Annotated in this window: 16 protein-coding genes; 9 read left to right on the forward strand and 7 right to left on the reverse strand. The window is 63.5% G+C overall.

The window, feature by feature from the left end; genetic code table 11:
• Positions 1-180: 180 nt before the first annotated feature.
• Positions 181-537, forward strand: a complete 357-nt coding sequence (locus GA0061098_RS32690) for a hypothetical protein (protein WP_028142639.1) — start codon at positions 181-183, stop codon at positions 535-537.
• Positions 538-583: 46 nt separating this feature from the next.
• On the opposite strand, the gene GA0061098_RS32695 is transcribed toward GA0061098_RS32690, so the two are convergent.
• Entirely contained in the window at positions 584-1,159 is a 576-nt protein-coding gene (locus GA0061098_RS32695; RefSeq protein ID WP_091965555.1) for a hypothetical protein, read from the reverse strand.
• A 42-nt stretch (positions 1,160-1,201) separates the two neighbouring features.
• Positions 1,202-1,732 (reverse strand): GcrA family cell cycle regulator, encoded by a 531-nt coding sequence (locus GA0061098_RS32700; protein ID WP_091965556.1) that lies wholly within the window; start codon positions 1,730-1,732, stop codon positions 1,202-1,204.
• Between the two features lie 164 nt (positions 1,733-1,896).
• Here GA0061098_RS32700 and GA0061098_RS32705 point away from each other — a divergent pair, with 164 nt between their 5' ends.
• Together GA0061098_RS32705 and GA0061098_RS32710 are read left to right on the forward strand one after the other, a co-directional pair.
• Positions 1,897-2,505 carry a S24 family peptidase gene (locus tag GA0061098_RS32705; RefSeq protein WP_041748162.1) on the forward strand — a complete coding sequence of 203 codons (609 nt, stop codon included), beginning with the start codon at positions 1,897-1,899 and terminating at the stop codon, positions 2,503-2,505.
• Positions 2,506-2,612: 107 nt separating this feature from the next.
• Complete coding sequence (locus GA0061098_RS32710) at positions 2,613-2,888, forward strand: hypothetical protein (protein WP_091965557.1); 276 nt, start codon at positions 2,613-2,615, stop codon at positions 2,886-2,888.
• A gap of 41 nt (positions 2,889-2,929) precedes the next feature.
• Here the strand turns inward: GA0061098_RS32710 and GA0061098_RS32715 are convergent, their stop codons facing one another.
• On the reverse strand, positions 2,930-3,904 hold the full coding sequence (locus GA0061098_RS32715) for a quinone oxidoreductase family protein (RefSeq protein WP_091965558.1): 975 nt from the start codon (positions 3,902-3,904) through the stop codon (positions 2,930-2,932).
• A 224-nt stretch (positions 3,905-4,128) separates the two neighbouring features.
• Here GA0061098_RS32715 and GA0061098_RS32720 point away from each other — a divergent pair, with 224 nt between their 5' ends.
• The 3 genes from GA0061098_RS32720 to GA0061098_RS32730 all read left to right on the forward strand — a co-directional run bounded on the left by GA0061098_RS32720 (position 4,129) and on the right by GA0061098_RS32730 (position 6,825).
• Positions 4,129-4,329, forward strand: a complete 201-nt coding sequence (locus GA0061098_RS32720) for a hypothetical protein (protein ID WP_091965559.1) — start codon at positions 4,129-4,131, stop codon at positions 4,327-4,329.
• 163 nt (positions 4,330-4,492) lie between these two features.
• Positions 4,493-5,440: an AAA family ATPase gene (locus GA0061098_RS32725; RefSeq protein WP_165637745.1), complete on the forward strand. Its 948-nt coding sequence runs from the start codon at positions 4,493-4,495 to the stop codon at positions 5,438-5,440.
• Positions 5,441-5,445: 5 nt separating this feature from the next.
• Complete coding sequence (locus GA0061098_RS32730) at positions 5,446-6,825, forward strand: vWA domain-containing protein (RefSeq protein WP_091965627.1); 1,380 nt, start codon at positions 5,446-5,448, stop codon at positions 6,823-6,825.
• Positions 6,826-6,844: 19 nt separating this feature from the next.
• On the opposite strand, the gene GA0061098_RS32735 is transcribed toward GA0061098_RS32730, so the two are convergent.
• On the reverse strand, positions 6,845-7,027 hold the full coding sequence (locus GA0061098_RS32735; protein ID WP_091965561.1) for a hypothetical protein: 183 nt from the start codon (positions 7,025-7,027) through the stop codon (positions 6,845-6,847).
• A 351-nt stretch (positions 7,028-7,378) separates the two neighbouring features.
• On the opposite strand from GA0061098_RS32735, the gene GA0061098_RS32740 reads away from it, so the two are divergent.
• Both GA0061098_RS32740 and GA0061098_RS32745 read left to right on the forward strand, forming a co-directional pair.
• Positions 7,379-7,600 (forward strand): hypothetical protein, encoded by a 222-nt coding sequence (locus GA0061098_RS32740; protein ID WP_091965562.1) that lies wholly within the window; start codon positions 7,379-7,381, stop codon positions 7,598-7,600.
• A gap of 203 nt (positions 7,601-7,803) precedes the next feature.
• On the forward strand, positions 7,804-9,123 hold the full coding sequence (locus GA0061098_RS32745) for a dicarboxylate/amino acid:cation symporter (RefSeq protein ID WP_091965563.1): 1,320 nt from the start codon (positions 7,804-7,806) through the stop codon (positions 9,121-9,123).
• 12 nt (positions 9,124-9,135) lie between these two features.
• On the opposite strand, the gene GA0061098_RS32750 is transcribed toward GA0061098_RS32745, so the two are convergent.
• On the reverse strand, positions 9,136-10,509 hold the full coding sequence (locus GA0061098_RS32750) for a hypothetical protein (RefSeq protein WP_091965564.1): 1,374 nt from the start codon (positions 10,507-10,509) through the stop codon (positions 9,136-9,138).
• 109 nt (positions 10,510-10,618) lie between these two features.
• Positions 10,619-11,878, reverse strand: coding sequence for an allantoate amidohydrolase (locus tag GA0061098_RS32755; protein WP_091965628.1), 1,260 nt, complete (start codon positions 11,876-11,878; stop codon positions 10,619-10,621).
• Between the two features lie 360 nt (positions 11,879-12,238).
• Between GA0061098_RS32755 and GA0061098_RS32760 the strand changes: the two genes are divergently transcribed.
• Positions 12,239-12,724 (forward strand): nucleoside deaminase, encoded by a 486-nt coding sequence (locus tag GA0061098_RS32760; RefSeq protein ID WP_091965629.1) that lies wholly within the window; start codon positions 12,239-12,241, stop codon positions 12,722-12,724.
• Between the two features lie 154 nt (positions 12,725-12,878).
• Here GA0061098_RS32760 and GA0061098_RS32765 read toward each other — a convergent pair whose 3' ends face one another.
• Positions 12,879-13,982: a hypothetical protein gene (locus GA0061098_RS32765; protein ID WP_091965565.1), complete on the reverse strand. Its 1,104-nt coding sequence runs from the start codon at positions 13,980-13,982 to the stop codon at positions 12,879-12,881.
• Positions 13,983-14,068 lie beyond the last annotated feature (86 nt).

Genomic DNA, 14,068 nt, shown 5'->3' on the forward strand with positions numbered 1-14,068 from the left:
GCCTCGGCGGTTGTATTAACGGCGAATAACGATCGATCTCGCAAGCCGGATATGTTTCCGCCCGTGAACCGTTGTCCATGAACGAACGACCAAGCCGTTGCGACACGGCCACGCGGACAACGGGCGCCATGGCTGAAAACTCTTCGATTCGGGCGCGCCTCAGCACCAAAGGACGACGGCATGCTTTCTCGCTGCGATCTCATCAAGGGCGCCGCGGTCGCGCTTTTCACCCTCTCGATACAAGGCGCATGGGCGCAGGAGACCAAGATGAACCTGTTCAAGATCGTCACCATCAAGGACGAGATCGTCGTCGGGTTGTCGGCGGAGGAGCTTCAGGCGCTCGGCGGCAATGATGCGAGCGCGGTTGCGCACGCGCTGGCGCAGAAGGGCGATCTCACGGTCTGGCAATATAACGTGCATCGCGGCCCGAACGGCGAATTGCAGCAGGCACCGACCGCCAGGATCGGGCTTTTGGCTAACGCCTCGCTCCGCGTCGAACCCTATTCGACGCCCTACCAGATCGTCCCGCATCCGTGAGCGGCAGACTGGCACGCCCGCGGCCCAAACCGCAGGCGTGCCGTTGTCATCTGCGCCGCCCTGCCTGCCGTGTCCCCGTTTCCGTCGCAAAGCCGTAGATCAGCGCCAGCCGGTCGAGGCACTCGCGAAAGCGTCGCGCAAAATAGTCGTTCCAGCGCTGCGTACGGACGGCACGACGCTGCCCGATCTGATCCATGGTCAGGCCCAGCACCAGCACGTCGTGCACCAGCGCAGCGCCGTCGGTCCCGAGTTCGCGCTCGACCTGGTTCAGCCGCAGCACCGCCTGGCGCTGGCTCTCGGTGACCGGCTCGCGCGTGCGCGCGCCATCGACATATTCGCGGGTCGGGTCCATCGCCTGAGGGCCCCGCTCCGCTCTCTCCCAATCGTTTTGGAAGGCGCGCCCGCCGAGATATTGCGCCTCATCGATCTGGTGGTGGGCGTGCAGCCGTCCCAGCGGATCGCCGCGGATCGACCGGATCGCCACGATCTTCTCGCCAACATCGAGCGCCAGCGGATTGTCGACCTCGACCTCCGCCACTTCGGCATTGAACGGCACGTCGCGGGACCGCCGGTCGTAGATCTGTGCCAATTTGTAGGACTTGTTGCGTCGGACACGAGCCACTTGGATACTCCTTGCGAAATCGACGATGGAACGGGTGAGAGTTCAGGCCGCGAACACGAGCTTCAGCACGACGGGACCGGGGGCACGGGCAGACGCAGCCCCGGAGCGACGCGTCAGGCCCGCATGCGGCGCGCAATAGCTGGAGGCCGGCTGGCGCGGATGGCCGCAGAAGGCGATCTCCTCCCCGTCCTTGTCGCCGCCATAGGGATAGCGGCAGTCAGCCGGCTCGAGGTCGACCAGCTGGATCAGGCGCGGCTGAACGCCGACGCAGCGCAGCTTCAACCGCACCGCAGGCTTCATTGCGGACTTCGGCGGCACGTTCAGGTTCGGTAGCACCGCGCGGCGCGGCGAAACCGGAGCCTCACCCGGCAAATATGGCGCGACCGACGGGCTCACGATCCATTCCGGTATGACGAGCCCGAGCCGCTTCGCGCGGCCGATCACTGCATTGCGCGTGTAAGCCGTTCCAAACCTTGCGTTAATCTGCCTTCCGATCTCCGCATAAGACATGCCTTTGAGAAAATAGTCGCGAAGCGCGTCGGAGTGCTCCGACGGCCAATGGCCCGGTTCCATGCTGCTGTCCTGTGATGCGCCTCCTCCGATCGCACGACCGGCGGCGAAACAGACATTCCGGTATTCCGAAGCTTAAGTCAAGCAATAATTCTGATATTCATAATTGCAATAATTCCGAATTTCGGATTACAAGAGCGAGACGTTGGGTAATCGAGGGAATCACCATGTTGGACGTTGCAATGATCGAGCGGGGCCTGGAAAAGACGGGCAAGAGCAAGGGCGGCCTGGCGGCGGCCATGGGCGTGCGGCCCGGCGCGGTCTCGGAGATCCTCGGCGGCGAACGCCTGGTGAAGGCCTCGGAGATCATTCCGATCATGGAGTATCTCGAGCTCAATCTCGCGCCGATCATGGGCCGCGTCGGCGCCGGCGCCGTGATCGAGCCGGATTACGAGCAGGTCCCCCCGGAGGGTCTCGGCGACATCGCGCTGCCCTTCCCGATCATGGAAGAGACTGTCGCCTTCGAGATCGTGGGCGATTCGATGCTGCCCAAATACGAGAGCGGCGACGTGATCGTGGTCTACAAGGACCAGCGCCATCCGCTGTCGAGCTTCTACGGCGAAGAGGCTGTGGTTCGCCTCAAGACCGGCGAGCGCTATTTGAAGACGATCGAGCGGGGAAAAAGCCCCTCGGTCGTCAACCTCACGAGCTTCAACGCCAAGCCGATCGTCGGCGTGAAGCTCGAGTGGGTGGGTGAGATCTGCCTGTCCATGCCCAAGGGCCAGCTCGAGCGGCTGCGCGCCAAGTCGGCGCGCCCACGCAAGAAGGGCAAGTAGGGGCCTCGCACGGCCAGCGGTTTCGCTTTTTTAGAAATCGCTCTTGACTTGATTCCGTTTATAATCTGCCGCACACCCCGCAATGGGGGCGCGGCAGAGTCGTTTTGATGCAATATTTCGTCGTGATGATCGACTATGGACGGCGGGGCCGCGAGGCGGTCGTCGACCCCGAAATCACAAGGCGTGAGGTCATCTCCCGCATCGCCTCGGGCGAATACCGGAATGTCTCGTTCGTCCACGAGATCGCCGGGAGTTCGGTCGAGGACGTCATCGAGGCGATCCTGACCGAGGCCGCCCTGCCCCGGATCCCGCCCGAGGATATCGACCTCCAGGCCCTCCGGCTCGATCACGCCCGCGATCTGCGCAAGCACGAACGGACGTGACGCAGGCCCGTAAGGAGCCTCCGTCACCGTCGGCCCGGACGTTACACCAGAAGGACGGTCGACCCCGTGGTTTTGCGTGCGGCGAGATCGGCATGCGCCTTGGCGGCGTCCTTCAACGGATAGGTCTGGTGCACCTCGATCTTGACCGCGCCGGACTTGACGACGTCGAACAGCTCGTTCGCCATCGCGACCAGATTTTCGCGCTTGGCGGCATAGGTGAACAGCGTCGGACGGGTGACGTAGAGCGAGCCCTTTTGCGCGAGCAGGCCGAGATTGAGCGGCTCGACCGCGCCGGAGGACTGACCGAACAGCGCGGCGACGCCGAGCGGAGCGAGGCAATCCAGCGATTTCAGGAACGTGTCCTTGCCGACGGAGTCGTAAACCACGGGGACCTTCTTGCCGCCCGTGATCTCGTCGACCCGCTTCACGAAATCCTCGCGGGTGTAGATGATGACGTGGTCGCAACCATGCGCCTTGGCGAGCTTGGCCTTCTCGTCGTTGCTGACGGTGCCGATCACGGTCGCGCCGAGATGCTTGGCCCACTGGCTCAGGATCAGACCGACGCCGCCGGCCGCGGCATGCAGCAGGATGGTATCGCCGGCCTTCACCCGATAGGTCTGCCGGATCAGATATTGCGTGGTGAGACCCTTCAGCATCATCGCCGCTGCGGTCCTGTCGTCGACCCCCTCAGGCAGCTTCAGCAAGCGGTCCGCGGGGATCAGCCGCGCCTCGGAATAGGCGCCGAGCGGCGAGGCGCCATAAGCGACACGATCGCCCGGCTTCAGATCGGTGACACCGGGCCCGACCTCCTCGACGACGCCTGCTGCCTCGCTGCCGAGCCCGCTCGGCAGTTGCGCCGGATACAGGCCGGAGCGGTTGTAGATGTCGACGAAATTGAGGCCGACGGCGGTGTGGCGGATGCGCGCTTCGCCCGTCCCGGGCTTGCCGACGCTGACCTCCTCCCAGACCAGGACTTCCGGACCGCCGGTCTTATGAAAACGAATGGCATGCGTCATGGGCGTTGCTCCCTTATCGTTGGTTGAGGATCCAAAAAACCGGATTGGCCGCAGAAATAGGCATTCGGTCTGCCCGTTACAGTACAGACACGTAACAAGAATGTCACAGCGCGCGACAAACGTCCGCCGTTCCATCTCCGTTCGATAGAGTTGATGACGCGCCTGGAGCGACCGGCAGTAGCTTCTGCGCGGGGTTTGGTTGTCACCTGCGAAGGAGAGCCGAGATGCCAGCTTATGTACAGCATCATCAGGACATCGAGATCGCGCCTGTGAATTGCCCGACGTGCATGGGGTTCCTGCCGATGTATGTGCGCGAGGTCGAACCGCATTGGAGCCTTGCCAAGATCGACTTTGTCTATGAATGCGCCGATTGCGGCGCCGAGGTCAGACAGACGATCCGCAAGCCGGAGCAGCTGCGGCACTGATCGCGCGAACGGCGAGCCGCGCAAATATCCGCGCCGACACGTATTGCGTCGAGCGGAAAAAAGCGCCGTCCGTGCGGGTCTGATGCCTCCCAAACGAGGCTTGTTCTTTGCCGGGAACGCAGGCAGAACAAGCCTCAAGCAAGACCTTTGGGAGCGCCCTTTCGTGGCTGATCAGAAGGCCTCGACTTCGATCGAGGCAGTGGAGAGCGGCCTCGCCGCGCAGGGCTATATCGCGAGCCGGCAGATCGCGACCGCCGTCTATTTGTCGCAGCAGATCGAGAAGCCGATCCTCGTCGAGGGCCCCGCGGGCGTCGGCAAGACCGAGCTTGCCAAGGCGATCGCGGCCTGGCGCGGCATGAAGATGATCCGCCTGCAGTGTTACGAGGGTCTCGACGAGGCCAAGGCGCTCTACGAGTGGAAATACGCCAAGCAGCTTCTCTATACGCAGATCCTCAAGGACAAGCTCGGCGAAGTCCTCGGCGGCGCGCAGACGCTGCATGCTGCGCTTAACCAGCTGCACGATTTCGGCGACGTGTTCTTCTCCAAGGAATTCGTCGAGCCACGCCCCCTGCTCCAGGCGCTTGAGCAGCCGGGCGGCTGCGTGCTCCTGATCGACGAGATCGACAAGTCGGACGCCGAATTCGAATCCCTGCTGCTGGAGATCCTGTCCGATTTCCAGGTCACGATCCCCGAGCTCGGCACCGTCTCGGCCATCACGCCGCCGACGGTGATCCTCACCTCCAACAGCGAGCGTGACCTCGGCGACGCCCTGAAGCGGCGCTGCCTGCATCTGCATATCGGCTTCCCCGAGCAGCGGCTCGAGGAGCGCATCGTCGAAAGCCGGGTGCCCGGCATCTCGCAGGCGCTGCGCCGGCAGATGGTCGGCTTTATCCACGAGATCCGCTCGCTGGATCTGAAGAAGCTGCCGTCGGTCAGCGAGACCATCGACTGGGCGCGCGTGCTGGTGCTGCTCCAGGCCACGGAGCTCGACACCGAGATCGTCAAGGACACGCTCAACGTGCTTCTGAAATACGAAGCCGACATCGAGGCAGCAGCGCCGCAGGTGACGACCTTCATTGCCAAGGCGGCACGGTCCAACGTCTTCGGTTGACGCCGATGCGCGAGAATCTCCATCGTTTCTTTCGGGCGGCACGCGGTGTCGGCGTTCACGTCTCGCCTGCCGAGAGCATCGATGCGATGCGCGCTGTGTCGCAGGTCGGCTTTTCCGATCGCACCGTCCTGCGCGACGCGCTGCTTCTGACGCTCGCCAAATCGCAGGACGAGAAGCTCGCGCTCGGCGACTGCTTTGATCTGTTCTTCAGCCAGCCGGAACCGCGACAGGATCAGACCGAAGCCAACAGCGAGGAGAACGCCTCGCAGGATCCGGATCAGTCGCCCTCCTCCGGCTCGGCCAGCGAAGCGGACGAGGGACAGCCTCCCGAGGGCTTGGGCCCGCTCGCGCAGATGCTGCTGTCGCAGGACCGCAACACGATCGCAGCGGCGATTGCCAACGCTTCCGGCGCGGCCTCCCTGTCAGATATCCGCTATTCCACCCAGCGCGGGATCTTTTCCAGCCGCATCCTCGACGCCATGGGGCTCCAGCGCCTGCGCGACGATCTCGACGCGTTGACCGCGACCAACCCGGCACTGGCCGAACGTCTGCGCGCCGCGCTCGACGCCTTGCGCGAAGCCGTGCGCGACACCGTCTCGCAGGGGCTTGCGCTCTACGCCCGCGAGGAGGCCGAAAATCTCCGCAACGAGATCCTTCGCAACGCGCCGCTCGCCCGCATCGAGCGGCGCCAGGTCGCGGAGATGCGCGCCCTCATCCGCCAGATCGCGCGGCGCCTGCGCGAGCGCTATTCGAAGCCGCGCAAGCGCCAGCGCCGCGGTCATCTCGACGTCCGCCGCACACTCCGCCGCAATGCGGCCTGGGGCGGCGTGCCCTTCCTCACCGCATGGAAGCGCAAGCATCGTGACCGGCCGAAGATCGTGGCGCTCTGCGACGTCTCCGGATCGGTCGCGCAAGTCTCCGATTTCTTCCTGCTCCTGATCCACTCGCTGCATGAGGTGGTCGACGACGTCCGCTCCTTTGCCTTCTCCTCGCACATGATCGAGGTCAGCGAGATCCTGGAAAAGAAATCGCCGGAAGAGGCGATGGCCGAGATCATGTCCAAGGTCGGATTCGGCTCGTCCGATTTCGGCTCTTCGCTGGTCGATTTCGAGAAGGACTTCATGAGCACGCTGACGCCGCAGACCACGGTGATCGTGCTCGGCGATGCCCGCAGCAACAACCTCGACCCGCGTGCCGACATCCTGCGCCGCATCTCCGAGCGCTCGAAGCGGCTGGTCTGGCTCAATCCCGAAGGACGGCTCGCCTGGGGCTTTGGCGATTCCGAGATGCCGCGCTACGCGACCTTCTGTACGGTCGTGCGCCAATGCGCCACCGCGCAGCAGCTCGAGCGCGCGGTGTCAGATATCGTGGCGACTTATCAGTAGGTCTTGCTCGCGGCCAGCGTCAGTTCCGCGCAAGCTCCGTCTGGCCGATATTGCACTCCCGGAAGTGATAGGCAATTTCGTCGAGCGCGCGCTGCTCCCATTCCTCGGCTTGCGCGAGCCAGAAAACCCGGCGATCGAAATCGAGCGCGGCGCGCTCCCGGCACAGGGACTCCTGACTGCGAATTTTGACCAGCCTGTTCATGCACTCCACTCCTGCAGCGTGAAGTCATTCCCCGGGAGTCACCGTAACAGAGTCCTCAACCTTTCGCTTCACGATTTCTGTGCATATTGCGACGCAGAATGGGACAGCAGCGCTTCCCGTGCATCGCGACAACTTGCAGTGCAGCATCAAACCGAATTCATCAATATGTGATCGACGCTCGGGACGATATTCGCAGTCGAACGATCTTTACTCTTGTGGTGCAATGAAGTGCGGCAATTCGTGAAGAGAGGTTCTAAACAGCGCACCGAATTCCCGACTCATTGTCGTCGCATGGTCTTCATGCAGCGTCGCTAACAGAGGCGCGCGAATGGTACTATCGCTTGAGGCAACATGAGCAACGACGTCGACTTCGATCTTTCGCCGGACCAGTGGGAAGCCCTGCGCACACTTCGTAACCCGGTATCGAGCGGTCGCCTCTCGAAGGCCTATCTTATCGAAAGTCTGGTCAAGTTCGGCCTCGTTGTCGTCAATGACGGCGTACCCGTGATGACGCCCATCGGACGCAAGGCGCTCGTGCGCGGATCATGCCGGCTGCTGGATCTTGCGGCGTGACACGATGCCTTTCGTTTCGGCGAAGGCATAACGACTGACGGCGGGTCCCGCGGCTTCCTCCCCACGCGACTGTTCGGCGAGATAGCGTCGCGCCCTTGACACAGAGCGACGTCCTGTGCCGCTTTCCGGAAACACCGCGACAATCTGGCACGGTTGTTGCTCCTTTTTGACGTCCAAGTCGCGTCAAACCGGGAGAATCCACCATGTCGACCATCACCGCGGCGCCCGCCGCCGAGCCGAAGCCGCTCTACACCTCGCTGTTCGTCCAGGTTCTGGCCGCGCTGGTGCTTGGCGTCATCCTGGGCATGGCCGTCCCGGATTTCGCGATCGGGCTCAAGATCCTCAGTGACGCCTTCCTGAAGCTGATCTCGATGATCGTGGCGCCGATCGTGTTCTGCGTCGTCGTGCACGGGATTGCCGGCGCCGGCGACCTCAAGAAGGTCGGCCGGGTCGGCGTCAAGGCGCTGGTCTATTTCGAGATCATGACGACCGTCGCACTCGTCGTCGGCCTGTTGCTTGCTTACCTCTTCGGCCCCGGCCACGGCATGAACATCGATCCCTCGACGCTGGATGCCAAAGCGCTCAACACCTACGCCGACAACGCCCACAAGCTGTCAGGCGGCGGCATCGGCGCCTTTCTGATGAACGTGATCCCGACCACCTCCTTCGATGCGCTGTCACGCAACGACGTGCTCCAGGTGCTGTTCTTCGCGGTCCTGTTCGGCGTCGGGCTCGCGCTCGTCGGCGGCGAGAAGGGCAAGCTCGTCACCAGCATGATCGATGCGGCCTCCACCGTGCTGTTCCGCGTCATGGGCCTGATTGTCCGCGTTGCCCCGCTCGGCGTGCTCGGCGCGGTCGCCTACACCGTCGGCAAATACGGTGTCGGCTCGCTGAAGCAGCTCGTGTCGCTGGTGATGCTGTTCTACGTCTCGGTCGGCATCTTCGTGCTGGGCGTGCTCGGCGGCGTGATGGCGCTCGCCGGACTCAACATCCTCAAATTCCTCGCCTATCTGCGCGAAGAGCTGACCATCGTGCTCGCGACCGCCTCCTCCGATGCCGTGCTGCCGCAGATCATGAAGAAGTTGGAGCGGATGGGGGTGAAGGATTCCGTGGTCGGTCTCGTGATTCCGACCGGCTATTCCTTCAACCTCGACGCCTTCTCGATCTATCTGACGCTCGCCGTCGTCTTCATCGCCCAGGCGACCAACACGCCGCTGTCCTTCGGTGACCTCCTGCTGGTTCTCGGCGTCTCCCTGATCACCTCGAAGGGCGCGCATGGCGTGCCGGGTTCGGCGATCGTGATCCTGGCAGCGACGCTCAATGCGGTACCGAGCATTCCCGCGATCGGCCTCGTGCTGGTGCTGTCGGTCGACTGGTTCATCGGCATGGCCCGCGCGCTCGGCAACCTCGTCGGCAATTGCGTCGCGACCGTCGTGGTCGCCGCCTGGGAAGGCGATCTCGACCGCGCCAAGGCGGCCCAGGTGCTGGAGGGCGGCGAGCTGGTGGACGTGACGGCGGGATAGCGTCCCCGCGGATCAGTCATTCCATTGCAGGAGCGGCGTTCCATACGCCCTCCTCCAGACCGACAGGAAGCGCGGAAACCAGGAATGGGCCACGGCGCCCTTGTAGGCCCAGGTGCGGTACTTCAGCCCCTGTTCCGAGATCAGCTCCTGATATCCGCCGTGAACTTCGGTTGCGGTGCGAATGTCCTTCAATATCCCTTGCGCGCAGGCCCGGTAGCGATCGCCGCCGGAGACCTCGTCGTAATCGAGCATCCGGTCCGCGAACTCGACGTTGAACGTCGGCCAGGATGAGCGCCCCTGATAGGCGGGCGCCGCAATCTTGTGGATCATCTTGTTCAGCGGATTATCCGCTGACACCAGGAAGTGGAACGTAGCGGGTATGCGGAAGCGCGGCTCCGCAATGATCAAATCCGCCGTGGCCGCGAACAGCGCGCGCTCGACGGCATCGGTCATGTCCCAAAAGCCGCGATGCACGCTGACGAAGTCCAGCGCAACCGAGGACACCGGCGGGCCCTTCGGACCATCCAGGGAATGCCTGATGTAGCCGTCCCTGCCGAACAGACGGAGCAGGTCCTTCTTGTACTGCGCGAGATCGCGTCCGAGCAGCCGCTTCAGCTCGCTATCGTCGACGATGCCGAGCTGCACGCTCCACAGGAAGGTTGTGTAGATGCAGGCATTGGTGACAAAGCGCCTGCGTTCCGCACGGGTATCCGTTGCAGCCGAGCGAGGGCCACGGGCATCACACAGCAAATACCTGGTGCCGTCATCGTCGAACGGCTCGAGCTCGCTTGCGAGCTGCAGGACCGCACGCTTCAGGTCACCGCCATATTCAGCCAGCAGCAGCCGGCCGGCATGCGCGCATTGCGCCATCGCCAGATAGGACGACGCCCTCTGATCGGCCGAGATCATCTGCTGCAGGCCGGCCAGAATGCCAAGCAGCGTATCCGACGGGCGCGAGAAATAGTTCACGCCGAGGTACCGGCCGCGCCCCGCCGGGACGATGGTGGTTGTGACGACATCGGCGCGAACCGCATCGAGCAACAGACGGATGCTCTTGTCGAGCAGCCGGGCCCGCCGCACCGCGTCCTGCGCATCCATAATAGTCTCGGGGTCGAGGACATCAGGATAGAACCAGGCGAAGTCACGGGGATAATAGGCGGATGCGTGCGGCGCGCCCGTGACGAGGAAGGCCTCGGTCACCGAAAAGGCGCTGTCCATCGAGTGCCGGTAAAGGTCCTCGATGGCCGACAACGAATGGTGCGACTTTCTCAGGAATCGATCACCGAGAAAATTGACCGCCTGGAGGGCGTTGGCGAAAAAGGTCGCAGCCACGCCTTGGTAAAATCGGTTTCCGCGATCTGAGGGCAACGAGATATCGCTATTCATATGTGGCTAGGATCACTCCGATGGGGCGGCCACCATCCGAAGCATGGCTGATTCGTATTTCCTCCAGATGACGCGCCGGCTTCCCGGGGGCTTCTTCAGCCTGCCCGGCCTACCCTTCCCGCGGCCTGAAATTCTCGATCACCTGCAGTAATACCCGCGCACCGGCGTCGGCATCGGCGAGTTCCACATGCTCGTCCGGGTGGTGACTGATGCCGCCGCGGCAGCGGACGAAGATCATGCCGACATCGGCGATGTCGATCATGGCCATGCCGTCATGGCCTGCTCCGCTCGGCAACTCGAACACGGAGAACCCCTCCGCTCCGATCGCCTGCGCGATCTGCTCCTTCAGCCATGGTGCGCAAGGCGCGGTGCGGTTCTCGTGGGTGACGTCGAGCTGGAGGGCCAGGTGCCGGCGCTTGGCGATCGCCTCGATCTGGCGGACGATATCCGCGACCGCGCGCTTGCGGTGCATGTCGGTCGGCGCGCGCATGTCGATGGTGAAGGACACCTCGCCCGGAATGACATTGGTCGCGCCGGGCCTCGCCTGGATGTAGCCGACGGTGCCGACCAGACCGCCTGCGTCGGTCTGGCAAAATTGCTCGATCGCCCCGATGCATTCGGCGGCGCCCGTGAGCGCATCACGCCGAAGCGCCATCGGCACGGTACCGGCATGCCCGGCCATGCCGGTCAGCCGCGCGGCAAGCCGCGTGGCACCGGCAATCGCGGTGACGACACCGACAGGCAGGTCCTGCGCTTCCAGCACCGGCCCCTGCTCGATGTGCAATTCGAAATAGGCAAGCAGCTCGCGCCGCGCCCGCGCGGCCGCACCGATATGATCGGGATCGAGGCCGAACTGCACGAGCGCATCGCGCATCGACACACCGTCGCGGTCGCGCACATTCAAGACACTCTCGTCAAAAGTGCCGGCCACCGCACGGCTGCCGAGCAAGGTCGAAGCGAAGCGCACCCCCTCCTCATCGGCAAAGCCGACGATCTCGATCGCGAACGGCAGGCGCTTGCCACGGCGATTGAGATCGGCAACGCAGGCAATGGCCGTGATCACCCCCAACGGCCCGTCCCATTTCCCGGCATCGCGTACGGTGTCGTAGTGCGAGCCGAGCATCAGGCAGGGCGCGCCCGGCCGCTCACCTTCGTAGCGGCCGCAGACATTGCCGATCGCGTCAAGACGCGCGCTCATGCCGGCGTCGCGCATCCAGCTCAGGAGGAGGTCCGCCGCCTTGCGCAACTCCTTGGTGAGATAGATGCGGGTGAGGTTGTCGCCGCCTTCCGAGATCGCAGCCAGATCGTTGATCCGACGCACGATCTCTTCGCCGAGCGATGCATTCTGAACGGCGTTGACGGCACCCATCTCGACGAGCTTTCTCTTCTCTGGACCGCGGCAGCGGCTGTCTGGCGACAATCGGTACACGTTCGGCGGCAAATCACGCACCGCGCCCGTCCCAATCAGCGCGTGGTTAGCATGAATGCGCGTACGCGGCAGGCTGCGCCGCACCGGTCTGCACAGGCGCACCAACCGTTTCACCCAATATCAGACCCGAACGGCCCGCATAATCAATATTTTCAATCGGTTATCCGGAAGATACCGTCAATAACCCAGGGCCGGCTGGAGGAGATGTTCCACGGCGAATTCGTGTATGAAGGATGGGCCAGCGAAGCCGGTCTCGCCGCGATCGGCCGCGCATGGCCGGGCACTGACCGCGGAGGATTGATGGCCGGCGCATCCGAGCGTGACGAGCAGTTTCTGCGTTTGTCCTTCGCGGTGGCCCGCCGCTCCCTCACCCATGGCAACCACCCGTTCGGCTGCATCGTCGTCGATGCGGACGGCAAGGTGTTGATCGAGACCGAGAACGGCTACATGCCGGATCATGACGGCACCGCGCATGCCGAACGCCTCGCGGCCACCCAGGCCTGCCGCACACTCGGCCGCGAGGTGCTGGCGACAGCGACGCTCTATTCCTCGGCAGAGCCCTGCGCGATGTGCGCCGGCGCGATCTACTGGGCCGGCATCGGTCGCGTCGTCTACGGCCTCAGCGAGCATCGCCTGCGCGGCGTCACCGGCAACCATCCTGACAACCCGACCCTCGACCTGCCGTGCCGGGAAGTCTTTGCCAGCGGCCAGCGGCCGACCGAGGTCGTTGGTCCGCTGCTCGAGGACGAAGCCGAAGCGCTGCACGATGGCGTGTGGACGAAGTAGGCGCAAACTCCGATCCGTAGGGTGGGTTAGCTGGCGGCTGCGCGAAGCGCAGGCCGCCGGCGTAACCCACCACGCTTCCGCGCTCGCCGGCCGAAGTTGGTGGATTAAGCCTGCGGCTAATCCACCCTACGTTTTCTCCACAAACCTCAACCGGTCAGAACTTCACGGTGATACCGGAGTAGAGCGAGGATTCGGTGCACGCCCCCGTGCTCACCGTCCGGCCACCGACCGCCGTGGTACAGCCGACGGCAAGGTTGTGATCGAGACCGAACTTGTTCTGCCAGTAGCGGTAGGCGACCCAGACGTCCACGAAGTGGGAATACTTGTCACCCCAGGCGGCCTTCGAGGCATCGAAGGTCAGGCGGATGGGCTCCGAGTTCAACTCGACGGCGGTGTTGTAGACGCCGTTCGCCGGGCTGTAGGGAAGCGGTTCGGTGTCGGTGCCCTTCTTGCCATACCAGCCGGCGCGGCCGCTGATCGAGAAATATTGCATGTTCGGCGGCAGGAAGCCGAGATCCATGTAGTAATTGACCTCGACGGCCCAGGTTGGCTTGAACGAGGTGTTGCCGTCTGCAAGACAGGTCACGCCGGGAACGCCCGCACCGAACAGTCCGCACTGGCTGAATGAGTTGTGATTGGCGAACTCCCAGTACACCAGCGGCGCGACGTTGATGTAACCCTTGTAGGGCAGATCGAACGCAAACTGCAGACCTCCGACGACGTCGCGCTTGGCGGCACCGAAATATCTGTTTTCGGTATTGGCATCCATCCCGACCTCGAACGAGATGTTGTGAAGCGGCCCTGCGGTGAAGGCCTTGGTGTCGAAGAGCTCATTCCAGCCGAACGTCGAACGGAATAGCCCGTAGATCTCAGTTGCACCGGCGCACGTTGCCGGCGCGCCGAAGATCGTGCCCGCGTTGGTGCAGGGCCCGGCCGGGTCATTGTGATCGGACTTGAACATGGAGATGGTGAAGAAGTTCGTGCCGTATGCCCAGAGATCGAAATGCGTAAACGAGTAGACCTGCTTGGTGGTCTTGCTGTCGATCGACCCATCCGGCCGGAACGACCATGCGCCGGGCTGCGAGGCGTTGAAGATGTAGGAGAAGGTGACGCGGTTATCGATCACCAGGAAGAACGGGAGATCCGCCGCCTTCTTGGCAGCCTTGACCGGCAGATCCGCCGCGAAAGCCAGGCCACCGGTGGTCAGCGTGGCAAGTGACAGCGCCGTTGCTGCAATTGCCTTGAAACGAAACGACATCCTGAATACCCCCAAGTTTGGACACGTCAATGAACGCCCTTGGGTGCGAGACTTGCGCCGATCTCCCGGAGGGAGAAGCCTCAACT

Origin of the sequence: Bradyrhizobium shewense, assembly GCF_900094605.1 — a bacterium.
Taxonomy (GTDB): Bacteria; Pseudomonadota; Alphaproteobacteria; order Rhizobiales; family Xanthobacteraceae; genus Bradyrhizobium; species Bradyrhizobium shewense.